This is a genomic window from Streptosporangium sp. NPDC053982 (assembly GCF_055585205.1).
On the sequence record NZ_JBVJKQ010000025.1, the window covers coordinates 34,724 to 55,474 of the forward strand.

The following is a 20,751-nucleotide window of genomic DNA, read 5'->3' on the forward strand; positions in this document are numbered from 1 at the left end:
AACACCCCGACGAAGGTGACAGTGATCGTCCTTCCGTCGCGGTCGGCCCGCCCCCGCGGAATCCCGTGCGGCAGAGTCCCGTACGGCGAGGCCTCCGCATCCGGGATCCCCGTGGCGGTGGGATCCCCGCATGACGGGGCGTCCGTACAGGGGCCCGGATCCCCGCGTGGCGGGCCCGTACGGGCTGGATCCCGCCGATGTCACGTCACACCCCGAAGTCCGCTATTCTTTCTCATGTCGCCGCCTGGAGCGGATGACGCGGCAGGTTGCCCGAGTGGTCAAAGGGAGCGGTCTGTAAAACCGTCGGCTCAGCCTACGCAGGTTCAAGTCCTGCACCTGCCACCAGCCAACTGGCAGCTCAGAGGCCCTACGGGGCCTCTTTTGCTTTTCCGGACCATGCAGCCGTACGCCACTCCGAGCCGCCGCCTGTCGCCGGTCCACCAATATGCGTGCAATGATCTTGGCCGTGTTTCCCCAGGTCGCGCGGGGCTTTTCGGTCGACCCGGAGACGGGAACCGGCCCAGGAACGCCGAAGGACCCCAGAGCGCTTCCGGGGTCCTGGTCGTACGGCATGCGCCTCACGCGATCAGCGCTTCATCGATCCGCTTGTTCGCCACGTCCTTATGCCCGTCGAGGCACTTGGCGTAGACCCGTAGGAGCACATCCACGCTGTGCCCGGCCCGCTCCGCCACGTCGGGAGCCGAGACGCCCGCGTTGAGCCAGAGCGACACCGCCGCGTGCCGCAGGTCGTACGGCCTGCGGGCGAGGGGAGAGGCCACCTGGGCGGGAGTGAAGGCCAGTCTTCGAGCTTCCTGCCAGACCTCGGTGTAGGCCGTCGAGGCGACCACCCCGCCGCGCTCGCTCCGGAAAAGGCGCCCATCTTCACCGGTGCCGTACTCGGCGATGTGCTCCCGGAGGATCTTGACCAACGTCGGCGGGATCGGCACCGGACGCACGTCGTCACGGCCCCGATGCTTGAGCCCGCGTTCCTCGTGGGCGTCCCCGCTGTCGGTCCACCGAGTGTTGACCTCCGGCCGGGAGACATCGACCGTCAGCCGCCCCCAGCCCTTGGGAGGCAGGTGGCAGTCCTGGAGACGCAGGCCGACCGCTTCGGCCGGGCGCAGCGCCGCGTAGTACATGCAGGCGAACAGCGCCATGAGCCGCCGGCCCCTGCCCCGGCCACCCACGTAGGTGACCATGGTCAGAAGTTCCTGAGCCTGCCGCGGATTGACCGCCACGCGAGGGTCCACGGTCTCGGTGACCTTGGGCGGCTTCCACTTGACCTTGTGCAGCGGATTGGCCGACAGCTCTTCCAGCTCCACCGCGTACTCAAGAACGGCATGGAAGACAGCCCGCTTACGGGCGATCGTGTTCGGCGCTGCCGCCTTGCCGTCGAGGCGGAGGGCGAGTGCGTCGAGTGCCAGCCGTACCGTCTTGGCGTCATTCAGGGCGGCCAGGTCGAGCGACGCGGACCGAAGCCAGCGGATCGCCTGTGCCATCTCCGGGGGAGCCGCCGGCCTCCTGTCCTCCGGGAAGAGGAGGTGCTTGCGGAGAGCCGCCCGCAGGGTCTCGGCATCAGGACGGCCCGGACGGTCCTTGGTCAGCGAGGGGAGGATGGTCGCGAGCGCGTCGGACATGCCGTCCCTGGTCTTGGCCGCCGCGTGGGGCCACTTCATCTCGATGAAGGCCGTGACGAACTCAAGGACGGTCTTGGCGTCCTTCGCTTTGATCATCGACTGGGGGAGACCCGTCTCGATGTCGAACGCCTCACCGCGCTTGGCCGCCTGCCGAAGGTCCGACAGGAAACTCTCGGCGAGCGCCTTTGTTCGATAGGTCTTCGAGGAACGCTTCCGGGCGACCGACCAGCGCACGACGTAGGACGGGGTCTTGCTGGACTTGTTCCGGCTGATCTCGAAGAACTTCACGTCGTAGGAGGTGCTCATGCCGCCTCCCGCAGGGATTCGAGCCAGGCGGTGAACTCGCTGCGCCAGACGCGGATCTCGCCGTTCGGGAGCTTGATCCCCTGCGGTGCGTGGCCGATCTCGCGCCAGCGGTAGAAGGTGCGCCGGGAGACGCCGCCCAGCTCGTCGAGGATCTCCGGGACGGTCATCAGCTCGTCACGGTTCCTGTTCATGCCGCCTCCCGCATCTCGACCGCCGGAATCCGTTGTCCCTCTGCTCTGGCGTCCAGGGCGAGCAGGGTTGCTCGCCAGCGTTGGCGTTCGGCGACCATGCGCAGCAGTCGTAGCGCGAGCGAGGGGGTGTCGGCGTCGCCGGCCGGGACGGGTTTCCAGATGTAGCGGTGCGGGTCGGTTGTGGTGGGGTCGTCGGTCAGGCCGAGGGCTTCCAGGGCCCAGGTGCGGCGGTCGCGCTTGTGTTCGGCCAGGGTCTTGTTGGACCACTTGCGGGAGACCAGGACGCGGCGGCCGGCGTAGCCGAGGTGTTCGGGCTTGTGTGCCTTGCCCCGGCAGCGGCCCGGGGTCATGCCGGGCTTGGCGCCCTTGGGCTGCACGCCGTAGCGGAGCCAGTTCGGGCATGAGGGCGAGCAGGGTTCGTAGCGTAGTGCCTCGACCAGGCGGGCCGCGTGGTCCGGGCGGGCCGGGTCGTCGGCATCCAGGGTCTCCCCGAGGCTCTTGGTGAGGTACTTGGACAGATAGCGGATGCACTGGTCGGCGTCCGGGGTTCCGGCGAGCACGCCTTGAACGTCGGTCTGGTCGCCGAAGCGGATCACGTGCAGGGGTTCGGCCGTCTCGTCCTGGTCGAGCCGGTCGAGGGCTTCGTGCCAGGTAGGAAGGACTTCCCCGGTGTCGGGGTCGAGGTAGTCGCCGCTCTGGCCGTCCGGGTAGCTCTGCCCCTCAGGGAGGTCTGCGCGCGGAGCCCAGACGGGCAGGTGTTCGCCCTCGAAGCGGACTTCGTCGGCTTCCGGCCACCACACCTGGTGGTACGTTGCGGCGGCGATGGCCTTGACCTCCGCACGGGGCAGGGTGCCGCGGATCGCCATGTGCAGATGCGGAGCGAGCCGCTTCTGTGGTTCGACGGTGGCGAAGTACTGCACGTCGTAGCCGGCCACCCGGCGGAGGTTCTGCACGAACCGGTCGACGAGCTTGGAGAAGTGCAGCGCGTCCCGGGCCGCCCGCGCGTAGTCGTAGCTGCTGGGGTCGACCGGCACGCCGCGCCCGGCCTGGATACGGCCATAGGACGGCAGGGTCAGGGTGAGGAACAGCGACGGCCGGAACACCTTGCCTTTGGTTCCGGTGAAGGTCCGCCCCAAGGTGGTGGGGCGCATGGCCCGCCGGGGCAGGTCCGGGGCGTCCTGGCGGCGCCGGGTCGAGCGGGAGCGTCGGGGAGCCGCCCGGCCGGACAGGGTGCCCCGCATCCCAGCTTGATTGATCTCCTCGTCGATGGCCTGAACGGCGGCGTCCCAGTCGGCGACCTCCTCGGTTTTCCCCTCACGCTCGGCGGCGTCGCGCTTGGCCTGGATGTCGGCGCGGAACTCGATCAGCCACCGCTGATCCTCGGTGGCGGGATCCGGATCGGTGACGGGCTCATGGTCGAGGTGCCAGCCTTCCCGGCATTGGGCCTTGCGGAGCTGCTTGTTGCGCCGGGCGCACGGCGGGCAGACCGCCTCCCGGGTGGTCCCGCATGGGACATTGACGTCCTCGCTGAGGCCAGTCTGAGTGTCCAGCCGGCGCAGGAGGATCGGGCGGATGCACACGCCGTTGGCCTTGGCGACCTCCACGGCCACGTCCAGCGCGACGGGCATCTTCTGCCTCTCGGCCCGGGTCAGGGTGCGGTCGTTGACGGGGTTCATTCGGTCACCTCCCCGCGGTGCACTTCGGTCAGGTCCGCGGCCAGCCGGAACAGCGAGCCGTAGGGGTCGGTGGTCACCGAGACGTTCAACAGCTCGAAGGCCACCACCGGCTGAGTACGGCGCGGGCCGACCATCGCCAGGACGGGCCGCCGGCAGATGCGGGTGATCTCTTCGTCGGTGCCGTGGAAGCAGACCCTCACGCGGCCACCGCCTCGGCCATGGAACGGATGTCGGCATCGGAGACATAGGCCGCGCGGACCCGGATCGGGTCAGGGGAGGCTTCCAGCCGCACGTAGGCCACGCCCGCGCCCTGCTCCGGCACGGGGGAGATGTGGTCGGCCAGCGCGCCCCGGTCGCGGGCGCCGTCCCCGAGGACCATGTCCACCTGCTCCGACTCATCCAAGCGGAGTGCGATCTTGTCGGGGAACAGGTTGCGGATGTTCATGACCTCCTTGCGTGGGTCCTGGAGTGCGGCCAGGACGCCGACGCCGACCGCCCGCCCCTGCGTGGTGAGGGTCGCCAGGGCGGCGGAGATGCGCAGCTTCAGGCCCTTGTCGGACTGGTAGGCGGTCAGGAACGCCACCTCATCGACGACCACCAGGACAAAGGGGTCCTCTGGTGTCGGAGTATGGGAGCGCTGGTGTCCGGCGAAGCGGTCGGCCCGTTCCTGCATCACCGCCACGGCCGCCTCCAGAAGGTCGGCGCAGTCGGCCGGAGTCGCGGCATAGCGCTTCCCGAACAACGACCGGCCGAAGGACAGCTCCATCCGCTTGGGGTCCAGCGCCCAGATCTCAACGAGACCGGCCCGGACGGCGGGGAGGAGGCCGCGGATGGCCGACCAGATCACCGAGCCCTTGCCGGCCCCGGTGGCCCCGGCGACGAGGACGTGAGTGCCATGGACGGTCAGCAGCCAGGGCGAGCCGTCCTCACGGGTGCCGACCCGCACCGGCCCCACCGATGCCGTCTCCGGGATGGGAACGGCGGGCATGGGGACGGCGAGCGGGTCACGCCGGGGGAAGACGAGATGCAGGCGGCCGGCGCGGGCGATGGAGACGCGGCAGGAACGGGCGCCGAAACCGTGCGCGAGCTGGTCGAGCCGGTCGGCCCAGTCCTTGACCGCCTGCCCGCTGAGCATCTTCACGGTCACCACGTCGGCCCAGGAAGTACAGCGGACACCGAGGAGGCGGGGCAGGTAGTCCCGGCCGCGCAGATGCCGCCCTAATCCAGAGATGATCATTACCGGTTGCCAGTGCCGCCGGTAGATCCAAACCAGGCGCCAGAAGGCCAGCAGTCGCCAGCCGAGCAGGTGCAGGAACGAGGGCCGGTGCAGGGTGAACCACAACGCCGGCATGGTCACGACTGCGGCGATCGAGATCAGGCCCGCCCGCCAGCCATACCAGCAGGCCAGCGCGCAGGGGGCGGCGACGACGAGTGAGGCGACCGGGTGCCGCCAAAGGAGCTTCACCAGGCCGGCCAGCAGCCGCCAGGCGAAGATGACGAGCGTGATGAACGCCGGGGTCCGCAGCACGGCGGGGCGGAAGACGACGGCGGTGTCTGGGGTGGTGGAGACAAGGCGTTGCGCCTCGTCCCCGGGCAGTTTCCGGAACATTAGGCTGGAGACCTTCTTCCTTGAATTCGCGTGAGAGGGAGAACCGAGGGGCCGCCGGAAGTTGCCGCTTCTGGCGGCCCCGCTTGCATGTCAGTCGGGGATCTTGGCGAGAGCCAGTGGGATTGCCGTCCCGGTGCGCGGCTACGCCGCCATGCCTCGCTTGCCGGTCGAGGCGTGGAAGGAGCGCTCGACCGCGCGGGCGAACTGATCGGCCTCGTGGGCAAGCTGGCGGGCGAACTCGACGTCGGAGGCCGTCACCCGGTCACCGGCCGAGGTGGTGACCAGGACCGACAGGGCGCCGAAGTCGAGCGCCAGAACCGGCATGCGCGAGGGGTAGACGTGGTGGGTGACCTGCGCGCCGGAACCGGCGTTCAAGGTGGTGGCGGCGATGCGGTGCATCTTGCGGCGCTTCATCAGGCGGCGTCCTTCCCGGCGGTGGCGGTGTGCTTGGCCGGAGCGGCGGCGCGGGGTGCGCGCATGGTGCGGGCGCGGATGGACCAGGCGAGACGTCCGGTGTTCTGGGCGACGTAGGGGGTGACGGTCATGCCGTCGAACTCGACCGGGACGAACGGCAGGCCCGGCAGCGAGGCCGGGGGGACCGGCTGGACCTCGGCGAGGATCTTGACGGTGACGGTCTTCTGGCCGGCCTTGACGGTGGGGTCGGCGTCCATGACGGCGACCTGCCAGACGGGTTCGCCGGTGGTCTTGTCCTTGGCGTAGACGGTCCGGCCGTTCGCTGAGGCGGTGAAGTCCTTGACCTGCTCGACCTCACCGACGATGTAGCAGCCGTGCGGGAAGACCTGCTCGAAGCTGACGGGGATGGGGCCCTGGATGGCCATGACGATAATCCTTTCGTCTATCCCCCTAGACAGGGCGGTGGCTCCGCGAAGACGAGGTGTCTAGGGGGCTATGCAAGCAAGGTAAGCCGGAGTCGGTGAACTGTCTAGGGGGGTCGACGAATTTCCTAGGAGAACATCCAGAACGCCGCGGTGGCGTCGTCGTAGGTCTTGCCGCGCGGCCAACGGGAGCCGTCCGGATCGCTGCGCTCGGCCTCACGGACGCGGCGGATCAGTTCGGCGGGGCCGGAGTCGGCGAGGACGTCGAGGGCTTGACGCCAAGCGGCCAGGTGGAAGCGGTCGACGAGGCGGGAGGCTCCGTCGCTGAGCAGCGCGGCGGCCCGGACGCCGCTGATCGGCACGGTTCCGGTGAGAGCCTGTTCGGCGGCGAGGGGATCAATGGCGGCGACCCAGAATCCGCCGTCGCGGTTGCGGTGGTCGCGCAGGGTCTCCACATACTTGCGATGAGCCGCAGTGTGTTCGGGACTGCCGGAGGGCAGGGCGTCCATGCTCGCCCGGTGGGCCGCGCCGACGAGGGCTTCCCGGTCGTCGCAGATGACGAGCGGTTCCGCGGTGTCGAGGGTGTCGAGGACGAGGACGGAGTCGGCCAGGACGAGGTAGTCCAGTGTGTCGGCCGTACGGCGGAGCATGACCACGGTGGCCGAGGGGGAGCCGGGATGGGTGAGATCACAGACGAAGTCGTGCAGGGACGCCACGGCTTTGATGCCTTCGGCGAGGATCTCGGTCAGTGGCTTGCCGTCCTGGGCGAGGCCGGCGATGAGGTTCGAGCCGAGGGAGCGGGCGTACCAGGCGACACCGTGAACGCAGCCCGATTCCGATCCCGCCGGGGTGCCGGCGCCGTCGAGCAGGACGATGGCGTCCGGGGTGGCGGCGACGAAGTCTTCGTTGGGTCGGCCGGGGGCCGCTTCGGTGGCGAAGGTGACGCGCATCAGGTCAGGTGTCCTCGTGCCGGTAGAGCGGACTGGCCAGTTCCGCTCTGACCGGTTCCCCGGTGGCCGGGTCGTATTCCACCGCGACCACGGTGGAGAACCTGTGGTCGCCGACCTGTCCCCACAGGGTGGCGATCTCGGAGGTGAGCAGGTCGACCACGCCGAGAGTGCCTTGGGGGTGGATGCCGGTGAAGACCAGGACGCTGCCGTCGCCGTCCGGGCGAGCCAGCCGGCCGAGGTAGGCGTAGTCCACCGGCCGTGGCGGGTCGGAGTCCTCCCCGGAGCGGTAGGACTGATCCGTACGGCGGTCTTTCAGGGTCCACGCACCGTCCTTGATCCACTCGAAGACCGGATCGGACTCATACAGCTCGGCCATGACCGGCGACAGCTTCGGCCCGCAGATCACGATGAGGTTCGGCCGGTTGAGATCGATGTCCCCGCCGAGAGGGACGTGTTCGAGGCTCACCGCCAGGTCGAAGCCGCGCGCCAGGTCCTCCAGTCGCTTGGCGGCCGTGACGTCTTCCATGGCGACCACGGGACGAGCGTTGCCGGCCTCCCGTTTGAGGGGAGTGGCCAGCGTGAGCGTCCCGGTGCCGAGGAAGGCGCCCTCGGGAGCGGGGCCGGTGTGCTTGATCTGGTGGATGCGTCCACGCGACAGCCCGGCCTGCTCGGCGATCTGCGCGTAGGAGATGCCTTGGGCGTGCAGTTCCTGGATGATGCGGCGGCGCAGGCGTGCCAGTTCGGTGACCTCCTGCTGTGCGGCGCTCAGTCGCTCGGTTGCGGCCCGGATCAGTTGATACGGGTCGGCGATGGCGGCGATGCGCTCAAGGTCACTGGATGGCACGGCGGGTCCCTTTCGGTGGTGCTCCACCGAGTCTAGACCCCTAGACGAAATGTCGTCTATCCCCCTTGACAGTACTGGTTTGAGCGGTTCGCCGGTTTTGGGATTCACCGCCCGGATCGCTGAGCGCCGCTTCGGTACGCCACGCGTCACCGTACGCGTCCCGTCAACAGGGCCGTCCACAGCTCTTGCGCTTTGCTCGCAGTGGTACGGGCGGTTTCGGTGACGTCGGGACGGGGGCCCTGCACGGTGCGGCGCAGGTAGGACTGCCCACCAGCGGAGCACAGTTCGTAGACGACCGAACGGCAGTGACAGGTCCAGGCGATCACCCGGCAGCGCTCACCACGCCGTGCGGTGATCCAGGTCAGTAGGACATGGCCGGCCTGCAACGGCCCGACGTGCGGAGCGAGGCACTCGCTCATCGTGCGGCCGTCTGCTGGGGAGTCAGGTTCAGGACGGCCCAGACGATGCGGCCTTGTTCATCTCCAGTCACGCCCCAGCTCGCTGCCATGGCGGCGACGAGGGCCAGGCCGCGCCCGCCTTCGTCGTCTTCTTGTGGCGGAAGAGGATGGGGAGCGCGTGGGCCGCCCTGGTCGAGGACGCCGAGCCAGATCCGGTCGCGGTCGGCTTGGACGGCGACGGTGAAGCAGCCGCCGAACCGGCCGCTTGCCGAATGACGGACGGCGTTGGTGGCTAACTCGCTGACGATCAGTTCGGCGTCCTCGATTCCGGGCCGGGAGCCGAGAAGGGTGGTGATGAACCGTCGTGCTTCGGCGATCGCGATAGGAGAGCCGGGGAAGGTGCGGGACATGCGCCAGGACGACATAGCAGACTCCGATGTCTAGGGGGCTATACATCCATGTCGCCAGCGTATGAGTGATACTAGAAGTAGCTCAAGGCATAGGACGCATAAATGCGTCATTTGCTAGAGGTGGTTTGCCAAGGCGCGATAGTCGGCACCGATTCGCCCTAGTACCTCCCGCAGCTCCTCGCCATAGACGGCAGCCGCCGCGAACGCCTCGAAGGTCTCCTCGTGGATCGAGAGTTCTCCGGACTCGGTCAGCGTCAGATCACCCGTGAGGCTCTCCACCACGCTCACCGCCCCGTCATAGACGGTAAACCCGTGCAACGGGAACGCCGGAGCCTGCACCGACCACGGCACCACCCCGAGACGGACGTGCGGAAGCGTCGCCACCTGCACCAGCCGATCGAGCTGAGCCGCCATCGACGCCGGCGAACCCGGCCAGGTGCGGACGGCGCCCTCGGTCAGCACGAAGGAGAACTCCCGGCCGGAGTCGAACAGAACCGCCTGAGCCTCCACCCGCACCGCCGCGGCCTTGGCGGCGTCATCCTCATCCACCTCCCGGCCGACCATCAACGCCAGCCGGGCATACTCCGCCGTCTGCAACAGCGCCGGAACCATTGCCGAAGAAAACACCACCACCCGGCGAGACGAACGAAGCCGAGCAGCATTGGCCGCCTCCCTGCCGGCAAGCCCACCCCTGAGCCGGGAGACCTCATCCCGCAGCCGAGCGAGCAACGCATCCAGCTCCGTACGGCCCGCCTCGTCCAAGCCCAGCGCGGCAACGAGCCGCTCCACCGTCTCCGGAACCGGCAGCAGCCGGCCCGTCTCAATCCGGGAGATCGTCGGCTGAGCCACCCCAGCCCGCGCCGCCAGCTCCTTACCCGTCAGCCCGGCATCCTTACGCAACCGGCGCAGCAGCTCACCCAGCGCCCGCAGGCGATCCCGACGATCCTCCACACCAGCGTTCTACCAGCCACTCGCACACTGGGCACTGACTCGTCTTGGATCACTGCCGAATTGTTCTTATGGGTATCAAGCGGCGGCGCGGCGCGCCGCCGTACCCCCGGCCCTCCGCCCGCCCGCCGTCCGGGCGTGCGGCCTGGGGGCCGGTCCCGGACGACGGCGGGACACCGGGCCGGCCGCCGCACGCCGCCCCGCCGTACCAATCGAACGCACCGACCAGGGTTGCCGCGCCGCCGCACAGATGCAGCCCTTACGATCGCCACGGCGTGGCCAGCCACCGGGGGCGATCGAAGAGCCGGGGTTCGTTCCCTACACTGGCTCACCGAGTACCGTCTGGTTGCACTGTGTCCAGCGCCGCCACGTCGAAAGCTCAATCACTCGACCCGCTGTATTTGCGCCAGGCTGCCGAACCTCCTCCCTTACCCGGCACGCGCTCTATCTGCTTCGCCTTATTGAGGCGGATGAAGATACTTTTAACCTTATTTTCTGATCCGATTCCCGTCAGAGCGCGTACTTGCTTATTCGTGATCTCTTCATGGCTTTCCAGATATTCCATGACTACTTCTTCTGGAGTCCCAAGCCGCTGGTGGCGGATATCTACAAGTACAGAATTCGTTGTCTGTCGGATGACGGGAGTCTGCAGCTTTAGTTTTTTCATAGCGGCGAAGGCGGTGTTAAGCCCCTCGCCGACGTCCTTGTTGGGTGGATTGGGGAACTTGTAGATAAGGCGCACGAGGCTGCCGTTTCGCGCGAAGCGTTCATCTAGAATGTTTCGTTCAGTGATGTGTGCAGGAAGTCTGCCAGGGCTTTCAATCTCTACCCGATTATCGAAGATGCGGACGTGTACATCATCCGCAACGGCGTAGTCCCTATGGAGAACGGCATTCGTGATGATCTCGTGCAGAGTCTCATAAGGGTATTTAATTGGCTCCAGGCCATTGGGGCCAAGAACTCGCACTTCTTGTATGAGTTCTACCGTCCGTGATACGGAATCCTTAATCTGATCATAGAGGCAGCCCTCGATTGTTATGGGATCAAACGCCAGTGTGTCGCGAGTCCCCTCCGCGTCTGTCGTCTTATAGCGGTATATCTTAATTGACGATTTAGGTATGGCAATCTGCGGCTCCTCTGCAAACAAAAGCAGAGCCGCGACGGTTGGACTGCCCTCTCGGATCAGTAGTTGCTTGCGTAACCATGGTTCAGGTTCCGCTGATGGTATGACGTCAAGCATAAATCCGATGATCACTTCAGAATTGGTGACCATATCGAGTGGTGCGTTGACTCGCTCCGTTTCGTATGAGGTTATCCCTTTATTGCGTTGCAGCTGCACTAGGCGCTCTGAGTCTTTGACTGGAAGGCTTTGTGCGCCGCGACGTATGTATGGAGTCCCGTCTGAGGCGTATTTGATTTCGCGCGTCTTTTGTATCGTTATATGAAGTACTACTCCCTTGTGGGGAGTGGGAGGGCGAAGGAATTCGTAGGAAAAATCAAGCCCGAGCGGAAAGAGCGCTTCAAAAGTCTGAATGTGTGCGTTTGCATCTTCAGGATCATTGAAGCCGCGCCAGGTCATTTTTTTGGCGGCACCATCCTCATCGATGCCGACAAAAAGTTCCCCTCCATCTGCATTTGCAAACGCAGACAACGCCTTGGTCAGCTTAGCTGGCGCAACATCTCGTGATTTGAAGTCGAGGAAGTGCCCCTCTTCGAGGGCGAGGGTGTTCCGGACGTACTCTCCGGTAACGTTGATGACGTCGATTGCCACCTCCTTAGGATGTCATGACCCAAGGATGTATTGAAGCCGTGGAGCTCAGCTGAAGCCCAGCGCTGGTATCCGCATCACTCGATGTGCAATGAGTATTAATGGGTTATATGTACCCAAAATGGGACAATCGGCGCAACCATGGCACGCTTGGCCTAACGCGTCGGTGCATCATCCCATGAAGAGCGCTTGGGGTGTGCCATGGTACGGCGTAACGACCTACGTGTGACCACCGTGCCGTTAGCGTGCCATTAAGGTCGGTGCCAGCGGTCAACCCCAGCATTCCCGGACTGTGCTCCGCATAGGTCGAGGCTGTTACCCCTGGAGATCAGACCGATTTGCAAGCAGGTGATTCGCCGAGCTTTCTGGAGGCCACTTCAGGAGCCACCCGAACGGACGATCTTGAACTGCGATGGACAGAGATGAACCGTGAGGATCCGCCAGACGAGATGGCGGCGCCCGCGAACGCGAGCGGAGATCGTTTGGAGACCTACGGATCAGGAGGCTCCCTCGATGGCAGTCCTGGCATGGGTAGGCGGGTTGCGGTTCAGTGCCGTACCAGCCCGTTCTACCTAGATCGCTGGGCCGTGTCGGTCCAGGTTGAACTGATTGGTACGAGCAAGATCCGAGCTGCTAATGCGGTTTGGTCGCAAAGCGCACCGTACGGGGAAGGCCCTCACGATCGCCTGTCGGTGGCCGGCCACCGTAGCTGGCTGGGGGCGATCGAAGGTCCAGGGCTTCGTTCCTCAGCCCCGGCCCACCGGACACGGTGGCTGGCGTGCCCGTTGCATGCTCGATGGGGCAAGGAACCAGGGGGAACAGCGGGGACTCGCGGGGAATCGAGCAGTGCCCTGAGCTGCGTTGGCGCTGGTAGAGCGGGGTCGGCGTGCGTCTTTGCAAGCAGGATGTCAGGAGTTCGAATCCCCTAGGCTTCACCCGCGCGAAGGACATTTGTCCCAAGACTCAGGTGCTTTTGCCGGACATAGACGTGTTCGCCGTTCTGGTCGAGCACATGATCAGAGTCCCGTGAAAGCGCTTCGAGACCGAGGATGGGGAGGACGGCTATGGCTGTACCGTCCCGGAAGTATCGATTGGTCTGGAACACTATCTGCTTCGATAGAGCCCTGGGCATTAGCTCGGGTTACTTCGCGCTACCTCCTTTGGTGCCTTCTTGGTCGAGATCGTGCTCCGGAGCGCTCCATGATAGCTTTTGCAACCGTGTCAGATCATCCGATGTCTCGGCATGGGGAAGTTTGGTGAGCTTATCGGCGATCTCACGGAGCCCTTCCTCATCGACTACCTCCGGTGCTCCCTCCTGCAGGGCGGCGAGTAGGGCTCTCATGGCCCAGTAACTGCCGTTCTGGTCGGAGATCTTCGCTCCTAGGTTTTCCAGGGTGCTCAGCAGGGGATGCCACCACCGATCGCTGCTGGCCAAGCTGACGGCAAGCCGTTGGAACGCGGCCATATCGATGTTCGTTGCCAACTCGGGGTGGCGATCAAGGTGATCGATAGCCAGCAGCGCTGGGTCGCTATACAGCATCTTCTTCAGATAGAGCAGGCGCTCCACGTGCGCTCTCGCTCGCCGGTACTCGGCGGCGCCTTGCTCAGCCTCAGGGGACAGTCGAAGTTCTACCCGCGCGATAAGCGCCGAACAATACGGTTCGGATGCTACGTCGACCACCCCCACCAGGGCGTTGATGGCATCTTGTGCGGACTGGAGATCATCGGCATGGTGTCCCATCGCAATGGGGCGCGCGCGATTGGTGATGCTAGTGGCGATCAGCGCATCGAGGTCATGATGGATTTTCTTGCCGTTATACCACTCCGCGCGAAAGCGCATTTCAAAACAGACTCCCGCCGTCGCACTCTCAAGTAGCCGGGCCTGATCGAAGTACTTGCTGTTCTTGCGACGGCGGTGCCTCCACATCATGCGTCCGTCGGCTCCATAGGAACGGCCGCTTCCGGAGCGCCGCCAAAGAGCATGACGCCAAGCTGGTCCTTCACAGTGCTTCCGTCCGACAGAGTGATGACCTCAAGGTCCTTGATGAGGCGCAGCCACGTGGCCACATCCCTATGCTTGCGCAGGGCGTCTGCAACAACCTCAAGCAGCCGCCAGGACAACTGGCGGTTGTGTGCGCACATCTCGAACCAGTGGATGAGAGACGGCACTGTGTCAGCGAGCAGATCAAGATCCGCGAGCAGCTCTCTGAGCCCATCCATCACATCGAGCTCCTGATGCCCGCACGTGAGCAGCCAAGGCAGGTTCTCGTACTCCACGTCCATGAGTGCCAGCAGGGCAAGCTTGGCGGACGCGGGCATCTGCCCCTTCCGCTGCAGGCTGACGACCCGATTCATGATCGAACCAGCGGCGGCGGAGTCCTTAACGATCTCCCGGAACTCGCTTAGCACTTCGTGCTGCACTTGTGGTAAGGCCGGAGAATCCGCGATGCGGCACAACCGCACCAATGCCACACCGTGGCTATCGGCCAGGATCTCCCGGCAGACGCGGATGACGACGCGCTGTGTTTCCGGGTTGCGCTGGCCGGCCCAGTCATAGAGCAGGGCACGAGTACGACGCCCCATGTGTTCGTCCCTGCTGCATTTAGCCATTACGTGGACGATCACCTCGGGTCGGCTCTGCCTCAGTGCCTCCTCTCGTACGACGGTGAGCCGGTCAGAAGCCTCCGCCCGGAGGAGAAGGCGGATCAGTGCCATGATGGCCGGATCCTGTGCTGGCCGGTCTGGCTTGGCGCGCCCGATCATCCACGTGATGAGGAGGTCTCGTATGCCCGCATAGTTCTCCCAGACATAGAGTAGTGCTGCCTCGCCGAATCCAGTTTGCTTATACGTAACGCAGTCACGTCTGTCGATGGCCGCACCCAAAGCCGTCATCCTGGCGCGCAGGCCCGGCCCAGAAAACATCGCATAGCCATTTACCTTGCGCTTCTGCTTGCCGGACCCGTCGCTCTTGAGGAGATCCTCTAACTCCCGAGCATCGGCCTGTATGTCCTCTGCGGTGCCTTGCTGACGTAGGCCGAGTGCGAGGAGCAGGCAGCGATCCTCGACGGACAAGGACTCGGGAGCGGACTTGCTCGTGCCGAAAAAGGAGTTCAGCTTGTCTTGCCAGTCGTCGAGCGCGGTGTCGATGTCGGCTTGTATGAAACCTGCCACCGATCCCGATTCTTTAGCGGCCTCTGCCTTCTCGAGACTTTGTGAAGTCGCCTGTCGCTTAAAATCCTCCCATACCTGGATGACGGTTTCGACGGCGCGGACGGCCTCGATCACATTGCGGCCACTGAGATGCTCCTGCGCCTTTGAAGAGTTGACGCACGGAATGAGATGCCCCTGGTCTCTATATCTGAGGTGGCTCTCTACGACTTCCAGGGCTTTTGGTGGCGTCGCGAGATGAACCTTGGCGACGCCAGCGGGCACGCTTGCGCCGTACTCGATCCACAGGTCCTCCGCTACCGAGAGAACGAGGTATGAATCGAGTTCCCTAAGCCGTCGCGAGTGCTCCGTGAGATTGTCAACGAAGGAGGTATCGAAACAGTCGCTATCGGAATCCTGCAAGTCGAGTTGGTATGCGATGTTCCGTCGACAGGGGAGACGGCCTACTTTGGGCGCGGTCCAATCCGCCTCCAACCGTACGAGCTCGACGGAAGGGGCCGTCTCCCTGGCCAGTAACCTGAGAGAGAAAGTCGTGGAACCGTACCCTCTGGGTGCCACGATGATGATCACGCGATGGTGGGGCAGGGCGGCGGCTACCTCTGTATAGGCTTTCCGCCATTCGGGTGGGAAAACGTACCAGGGTGGTGCCTCGTAAAGGTGTCGATCGATAGGATTCTCGTCCAGCAGCGCCTGTGTACGGACCTCCGGCCGGATCGTGACCGGTCCGTCGTTGCTCGCAAAGAAGGCGCCGACAGTGCCGATTTGTGCCTCGCTTTGAGGGGTCGCACGGGCGGTGGTGTTGAGGACATGATTGGAGTTCGAGATCGGATGATCATTTAATTCGCTCATGCGGTTTCACGTACTCCGAGTTAGAGGGAGAGAAGCACTATTGGTCGCCGCGAACGTCCATGCGAATCTGGACGGGGCCGTTTGATGTCTCGGCGAAGTGACCGATACTATTGATGGAGTACTTGGGAGCGGCGTTGGACACGGGGGCCGGTGCGGCATTGGTATCGCGCGGCGCTGCGGCGTCTTCGGTCGATGCAGACAGGGGCTCAAAGGCCGACGCTCCGACGCGTGGGGCATGCAGCCAGGCCGGAGCTTCGAAGTTCTTGTCTGGAACCGTCGCGATAATCTTGTGGAAGTCTCGGTGATCCAGACGTTCGGTGCGGCCCTGACGAACCACGACCTGGAAGACTTCATCAGAGACGATCAGCGCGACGAAGACTCCGCGGTCGATAGCGATGGTAAGTGCCTCCTTGGCTTGGTCACTATTGACCAGCCGGCACAGGTCGTTAATCGCGCTCCCACGATAGCTGTCTGGCAGCGGGCCGAGGTGGACGCTCACCCGCAGGCGCACTGGTGGCGTCGACGCCAGTCGGGCCTGGTCGTACCGGTATAACACGCGGTCTAGGTTCTCGATCAATGGATCGAGAAGACGCCACATTCGCGTGGTGGGCAGACCGAGGATGAAGCCGTCCCCGGTATCGTTGCGCAGCTCTGGGTTCTGCCACTCCTTGCTCAAGCCGCTCTCTGCGAACGCCGTTGCGAGTAGGTCATCGATGTCCTTGCGGACCTGCTCCATTGAAGGATCCGCAGTGTTGGTGTAATCCCGCATGTCCACCACAAACAAGGCGCGGTGGCGGGGCAAGTTACGTGGATCTCGCTCTTCGATGTCCATTTGCGCTCCACTTCGGCCGGATGGCGACGACTGGTCCGTGTCATGGTGATGATGCGCCTTGCCACTGGAGCTCCGGTGCCCACTAGTGGGCACGGGCGAGGTGATGTCAATCACGATGGGGCAAGACGCGGGCCTGGGCGCGGAGTGCTTCGAGGTTTTCCAGATAGACGCCACCTCCGGGTGCTGTACGCACCCAGCCATGATCGCGCCAGACCTTCAGGGCGCTTCCGACGGCGTTGCGAGAGGCGCCGACCAGCTGGGCCAGTTCCTCCTGGATCAGAATGATGTGCGGAGTCGAGCGCGACTGAGTGGAGGACATTGCGGCCAGGCGGACGAGCGCGCAAGCGAGCCGCACCGCCACGGGGGCCGTCGCCAGTTCGATGTTGATCCGCTCGGCTGCCCGCAGTCTGCCGATGGACTGACGCAAGAGCGTGCCGTACAGCGCGTGCTTGTCCACGAACTGCAGGAACTCCGGAGCGGGAACCGCATGGACCCGACAAGCCTCCGCCGCGATCACTGTGGCGGTTCGCGGCCGGCCGTCCAAGACCGCCAGATCACCCAACACTTCTCCTGCCGCACGCACAGAGATCAAGGTTTGCTTGCCTTGCTCGGTCCTAATCGTGATCATGACGGAGCCGGTATGCAGAGCCATCACGTGTGTTCCGGGATCTCCCTGTCGCAGGAGCACGCTCCGCGCAGGGCGGCGTTGCTCGGGGGCGAGTTCGAGCAACTTAGCCCAGAGTGATTCTCCCAGGAGTGCACGATGTGACTGGTACACGTACTTCTCCGCTCCTAGAAGTCGCCGGTGTGCAATCAGCTTCTCCCTAAATCCCCGCCCACGCCAGTAGTACTGCGATACCCAGCCCCAGCAGCCCGGCACAAAGGCAGTCAGTGGCGATACGAAGGAGTAGGAGCTTGCGTTTCGCCAGTGCAGAAATGCCAACCAGATGACGGGCGTAGGCTAAGCGGGTGGCCTCTGCCGACATGCGTGTCACTCGTTCTAATGCTTCGATCTCTGTCGTCTCGCTAAAGGTCAGGAACAGGAACGGTGAGAGTGTGGACCCGTAACGGCTCAGGGACGGCCGGACCGCCGCGATCGCCGGAATGAGTGCCGCACCGAGACCGGTACAAGCAATCCCTAGTGCAACCTGACAAGCAGTGGTGAGCGCTGGCTTGATGGCCAGAGCTGCGACGATGACCGAGAGGATGGCACCGCTAGTGCCGCAGATCGCTGCAGCCTTCACATCGCATCGCTGAATTTCGGTGAACGCGTATTGGCTAAGCGACATTAGACGCTGCGTGATAACGTCCTCGGTCGCGTTATTCGGAGTAGTCCTTCTTTCCGGTGTTGACTTCATTGATCTTCTCCTGAGATTCCGATTTGCCCTCACTCGCTGGCCCAGCGGTATCGTCAAGAGTGCTTCGCTATACTGGTCCCTGCCGCCCAATAATGGGCATGGCGTATGCGATCTCGGTCACGCTTGCCCAGGTGGCTATGTATCGACCGATCAGCTTCGCTGCCTCTTAACATGGCGCCTCGTCCAGGAGTCGGCAGCTACGAGGGGGACGGGAGCTAACCAAGGGACGGGCTGCATATGGCGCATTGCCGCAAGAGCTTGGCCATGATCATCGAGCCATTAGCGGGCCATTAAGGGCGGTCAACAGGAGCCAGTCACGGTCACTCGCGAGGAGTCCTCCACCCAGCTCACGGCCCGTGCGGCCGGAGATCGGACCGATTTGCAAGCAGGTGATCCGCCAGGCTTCTGGGAGCCACCTTGGGAGCCACCCGGGTGGGCGATCATGAACTGAGCCGGACGGGCTTGAACGGCCGGAGTCCTGGCGAGCAGCAGGATGAACGGCTCTGGACGATCCTGGAGAGCGTTCAGGGACCTACGGATCAGAAGGCTCGTCAGGTGTCGTGGCTGCAACCCTCCGGTAACAAGGCTGAGATCGGCGACGCCGAAGATGATCTCATGAGAAGCTTATGCACATTGCTAGGCGTTCTGACCCTTCTGTTCATGTCGCCGTTGACAGGCGCGGCGCACGCACAGACCGGTGACCCGCTAGATCGGGCGATATCCGCGCTGAAGGGAAAGTTTGCAGAAAAGAGCAGCGTGCTCTTCTCTCGGAAGACCCGCCAGGGCTTCGGCTCGGACGCCACTCTGACGGTTGTCTACGGGAAGCATCGTTTCGCGGCCAATGCAGGTGTGCGCGCCAGCGACGTTGCGGAGGTTTCCACCATGGGTGACGACCCGGTGCACTTCCGAATGATCAACATCGGTCGTGACACCTACACCCAGGGCACCTGGGCTGACGTCCCTAAGGGCAAGAAGTGGCTCCACTGGCAGGACGCGAATGGCTTCCTCTGGTCCCAAAACCTAGTAGACGCCCTGAACCCGAAGTTCCTGCGGTTGATTTCCAGAAATGCCGAAAAAACATCGGCGAAGGACCGATACGACGGCGTCCCCACCACCCGCTACGACGGCTTGGCAGAGGTCGGCCTTCTCGGCTCGCGCCAGGCCGGGATCTACTACGGAACAAAAGACGGGGACTGGGCAGGAGGTCGCATCAAGTGGAAGCTCTGGCTGGGACCGGACAACCTGCCCCGGCGCTTCCAGGCAGAGATCGTTCACGAGCCATACGGCCCCGAGCAGAGAGCGGACACCGTGAGGATGAACGTCCTGTACAGAGGATGGGGAACGCCCGTCCGTATCCAGGCCCCATCCAAGAACCTCGTGGCCGAAGCCGGCTGAGCCCACTGTCGAGGCGCCCCGGGCACCGCCAACACCGTCCCTGATGTCGCTGCGCCAGATGACGTGGATAGGCGCTCGATTCTGCCCGGGGCACTGGGTCGTCATGGCGGGTAGGGAGGGCGTGCAATATGCGTGCAATGATCAAGGCCGTGGTCGACGCAGAGAGAAGCGCTGCCGCAGGTCAACGACCATGCACTGTTGAGAACGGGTATGTCCTGTAAAACCGTCGGCTCAGCCTACGCAGGTTCAAGTCCTGCACCTGCCACCAGCCAACTGGCAGCTCAGAGGCCCTACGGGGCCTCTTTTGCTTTTCCGGACCATGCAGCCGTACGCCATCCCGCACCTGACTGTCGCCCACGGCCAACAGGCGCATGTGCTCGACGAGGCGGAAGCCGCGCTGACCGCACGACTGCCCATCTCAGCCAACGTCACGTTGGTCAGCCTCTTCGTCAGCGACGGAGACCGCTGGCACTCACGTGCCGAGTTCCCGCTACTCGGATGATCTCTCCACCCGTACCTCATGGAAAAGATCGCCTCCGGCGGGGGCGCTCCGGCTCCGGGATGATCGCCGTTCGGGCCTGAGGTTCGTGGGTGGCTGAGGTGGAAGCCTGATCATCCCGCCCACCATCGACCCAGGACAAGCCGAGCGGGCCAGGGCCACGGGGCCAAGGCCGTTCCTGCGGTTGGGGGCTCCACCTTGTCCCCGTGACCCTGGCCCGCTTCCCCTTCGGGCGGGTCGAAGGCGGACGGGATGATCAGGCGGGCCGGGGTACGCGCGTTGCGCGAGAAATACCAGGTCGCTGGCTGATCGTTGGGCCCTTAGCAAGCCATTAAGAGGGGGACGAGGGGCCCGCCACGGTCACTCAGGACCGGCTCGCTGCCCAGCTCAGGGTTCCAGTGGGCCATGATCGATGCAGTTCCCAAGCCGACAGCGCGGGTTCGATTCCCGTCATCGGCTCCACGCGCGAAGGCCTAGGTCAGGACGCTGATCCAGACTCGCGCCTTGGTCATTTTCAGGGCCATGTCCATGTCCCGTTGCGAGCGTTCCAACAGGCGGCACATACTGGTGGGGATGAAGTCAGCCAGCGACGCGCCCCGTCGCCACCTGTCCACAAGCCCCTTCAAGCCCCCGCCCCCCGCCCCGCCTGCCGAGCGGTTCAGCGTGAACGACCAAGTGACCCATGATCGGTATGGTCTCGGCGTCGTCATCGCTGTAGAAGACGAGATCGCCGTGTTCGTCGATTTCGGATCGCGGCAGCAACGAATCACTACACCGTTCAACAGGCTGTACAAACTCTGAGACCGCTGTCATACGGGAAAGCACACAGCGCGAGCACATCCATGCCAGCGTCCCGCTCGGCCGAGCCGGCGTCCACAGGACCGTGTGGAGACGTTCCTTCCTCGGCCCGGCCATACGACCATAGGCATGCCGCGAGGAAGCAGAAGCCATGCCCCGTGCCCGTTGCATGCCCGTCAGCGAGGAGACCATGAGGGACTCATAGGGAGCCGTGGCTACTCGATAGGCGTTGCGGGACATGCACGGGATGATCCCCGTCTTCGGCTCACCCCGACACCT

20 protein-coding genes and 1 tRNA gene are annotated in these 20,751 nt (G+C 64.4%); 4 read left to right on the forward strand and 17 right to left on the reverse strand.

What is annotated here, in order from left to right:
• Nucleotides 1-260 precede the first annotated feature (260 nt).
• Nucleotides 261-345, forward strand: a tRNA-Tyr gene (locus ACZ6W9_RS34700).
• Between the two features lie 233 nt (nt 346-578).
• Here the strand turns inward: ACZ6W9_RS34700 and ACZ6W9_RS34705 are convergent.
• The 17 genes from ACZ6W9_RS34705 to ACZ6W9_RS34785 all read right to left on the reverse strand — a co-directional run bounded on the left by ACZ6W9_RS34705 (nt 579) and on the right by ACZ6W9_RS34785 (nt 17,780).
• Nucleotides 579-1,943 (reverse strand): tyrosine-type recombinase/integrase, encoded by a 1,365-nt coding sequence (locus ACZ6W9_RS34705; protein ID WP_470121550.1) that lies wholly within the window; start codon nt 1,941-1,943, stop codon nt 579-581.
• Complete coding sequence (locus tag ACZ6W9_RS34710; RefSeq protein ID WP_470121552.1) at nt 1,940-2,134, reverse strand: helix-turn-helix transcriptional regulator; 195 nt, start codon at nt 2,132-2,134, stop codon at nt 1,940-1,942. Before ACZ6W9_RS34710 ends, ACZ6W9_RS34705 begins: the two co-directional genes overlap by 4 nt.
• The gene (locus ACZ6W9_RS34715; RefSeq protein WP_470121554.1) at nt 2,131-3,810 is read right to left on the reverse strand and encodes a replication initiator; all 1,680 of its coding nucleotides are present in this window, start codon (nt 3,808-3,810) and stop codon (nt 2,131-2,133) included. The genes ACZ6W9_RS34710 and ACZ6W9_RS34715 overlap by 4 nt, the downstream gene beginning before the upstream one ends.
• Nucleotides 3,807-4,010 carry a hypothetical protein gene (locus tag ACZ6W9_RS34720; protein WP_470121556.1) on the reverse strand — a complete coding sequence of 68 codons (204 nt, stop codon included), beginning with the start codon at nt 4,008-4,010 and terminating at the stop codon, nt 3,807-3,809. Before ACZ6W9_RS34720 ends, ACZ6W9_RS34715 begins: the two co-directional genes overlap by 4 nt.
• Nucleotides 4,007-5,419 (reverse strand): FtsK/SpoIIIE domain-containing protein, encoded by a 1,413-nt coding sequence (locus tag ACZ6W9_RS34725; protein WP_470121558.1) that lies wholly within the window; start codon nt 5,417-5,419, stop codon nt 4,007-4,009. The genes ACZ6W9_RS34720 and ACZ6W9_RS34725 overlap by 4 nt, the downstream gene beginning before the upstream one ends.
• Nucleotides 5,420-5,560: 141 nt before the next feature.
• Nucleotides 5,561-5,833, reverse strand: a complete 273-nt coding sequence (locus tag ACZ6W9_RS34730; RefSeq protein WP_470121560.1) for a hypothetical protein — start codon at nt 5,831-5,833, stop codon at nt 5,561-5,563.
• A complete protein-coding gene (locus ACZ6W9_RS34735) occupies nt 5,833-6,258 on the reverse strand; it encodes a plasmid replication, integration and excision activator (protein ID WP_470121562.1) in 426 nt (141 codons plus the stop codon). The genes ACZ6W9_RS34730 and ACZ6W9_RS34735 overlap by 1 nt, the downstream gene beginning before the upstream one ends.
• 125 nt (nt 6,259-6,383) lie before the next feature.
• Nucleotides 6,384-7,205: a protein phosphatase 2C domain-containing protein gene (locus ACZ6W9_RS34740; RefSeq protein WP_470121564.1), complete on the reverse strand. Its 822-nt coding sequence runs from the start codon at nt 7,203-7,205 to the stop codon at nt 6,384-6,386.
• A 4-nt stretch (nt 7,206-7,209) separates the two neighbouring features.
• Entirely contained in the window at nt 7,210-8,049 is an 840-nt protein-coding gene (locus ACZ6W9_RS34745; RefSeq protein WP_470121566.1) for a sigma factor-like helix-turn-helix DNA-binding protein, read from the reverse strand.
• Nucleotides 8,050-8,464: 415 nt separating this feature from the next.
• Nucleotides 8,465-8,857, reverse strand: coding sequence for an ATP-binding protein (locus tag ACZ6W9_RS34750; protein WP_470121568.1), 393 nt, complete (start codon nt 8,855-8,857; stop codon nt 8,465-8,467).
• 114 nt (nt 8,858-8,971) lie between these two features.
• The gene (locus ACZ6W9_RS34755) at nt 8,972-9,808 is read right to left on the reverse strand and encodes a Scr1 family TA system antitoxin-like transcriptional regulator (RefSeq protein WP_470121570.1); all 837 of its coding nucleotides are present in this window, start codon (nt 9,806-9,808) and stop codon (nt 8,972-8,974) included.
• A gap of 376 nt (nt 9,809-10,184) precedes the next feature.
• Nucleotides 10,185-11,576, reverse strand: coding sequence for an RNA-binding domain-containing protein (locus ACZ6W9_RS34760; protein WP_470121571.1), 1,392 nt, complete (start codon nt 11,574-11,576; stop codon nt 10,185-10,187).
• A gap of 1,138 nt (nt 11,577-12,714) precedes the next feature.
• Complete coding sequence (locus ACZ6W9_RS34765; RefSeq protein ID WP_399498690.1) at nt 12,715-13,503, reverse strand: hypothetical protein; 789 nt, start codon at nt 13,501-13,503, stop codon at nt 12,715-12,717.
• A complete protein-coding gene (locus ACZ6W9_RS34770) occupies nt 13,500-15,590 on the reverse strand; it encodes a hypothetical protein (RefSeq protein WP_470121573.1) in 2,091 nt (696 codons plus the stop codon). Before ACZ6W9_RS34770 ends, ACZ6W9_RS34765 begins: the two co-directional genes overlap by 4 nt.
• A gap of 37 nt (nt 15,591-15,627) precedes the next feature.
• A complete protein-coding gene (locus tag ACZ6W9_RS34775) occupies nt 15,628-16,422 on the reverse strand; it encodes a hypothetical protein (protein WP_470121575.1) in 795 nt (264 codons plus the stop codon).
• Nucleotides 16,423-16,528: 106 nt separating this feature from the next.
• Complete coding sequence (locus ACZ6W9_RS34780; RefSeq protein WP_399498694.1) at nt 16,529-17,302, reverse strand: Crp/Fnr family transcriptional regulator; 774 nt, start codon at nt 17,300-17,302, stop codon at nt 16,529-16,531.
• Nucleotides 17,247-17,780, reverse strand: a complete 534-nt coding sequence (locus tag ACZ6W9_RS34785) for a Pycsar system effector family protein (protein ID WP_470121577.1) — start codon at nt 17,778-17,780, stop codon at nt 17,247-17,249. The genes ACZ6W9_RS34780 and ACZ6W9_RS34785 overlap by 56 nt, the downstream gene beginning before the upstream one ends.
• Before the next feature lie 432 nt (nt 17,781-18,212).
• Here ACZ6W9_RS34785 and ACZ6W9_RS34790 point away from each other — a divergent pair, with 432 nt between their 5' ends.
• From ACZ6W9_RS34790 to ACZ6W9_RS34800, 3 genes are all read left to right on the forward strand, one after another.
• Nucleotides 18,213-19,175 (forward strand): hypothetical protein, encoded by a 963-nt coding sequence (locus tag ACZ6W9_RS34790; protein ID WP_470121579.1) that lies wholly within the window; start codon nt 18,213-18,215, stop codon nt 19,173-19,175.
• A 319-nt stretch (nt 19,176-19,494) separates the two neighbouring features.
• The gene (locus ACZ6W9_RS34795; RefSeq protein WP_389962544.1) at nt 19,495-19,677 is read left to right on the forward strand and encodes a hypothetical protein; all 183 of its coding nucleotides are present in this window, start codon (nt 19,495-19,497) and stop codon (nt 19,675-19,677) included.
• Nucleotides 19,678-20,247: 570 nt separating this feature from the next.
• A complete protein-coding gene (locus ACZ6W9_RS34800; RefSeq protein ID WP_389962542.1) occupies nt 20,248-20,475 on the forward strand; it encodes a hypothetical protein in 228 nt (75 codons plus the stop codon).
• Nucleotides 20,476-20,751 lie beyond the last annotated feature (276 nt).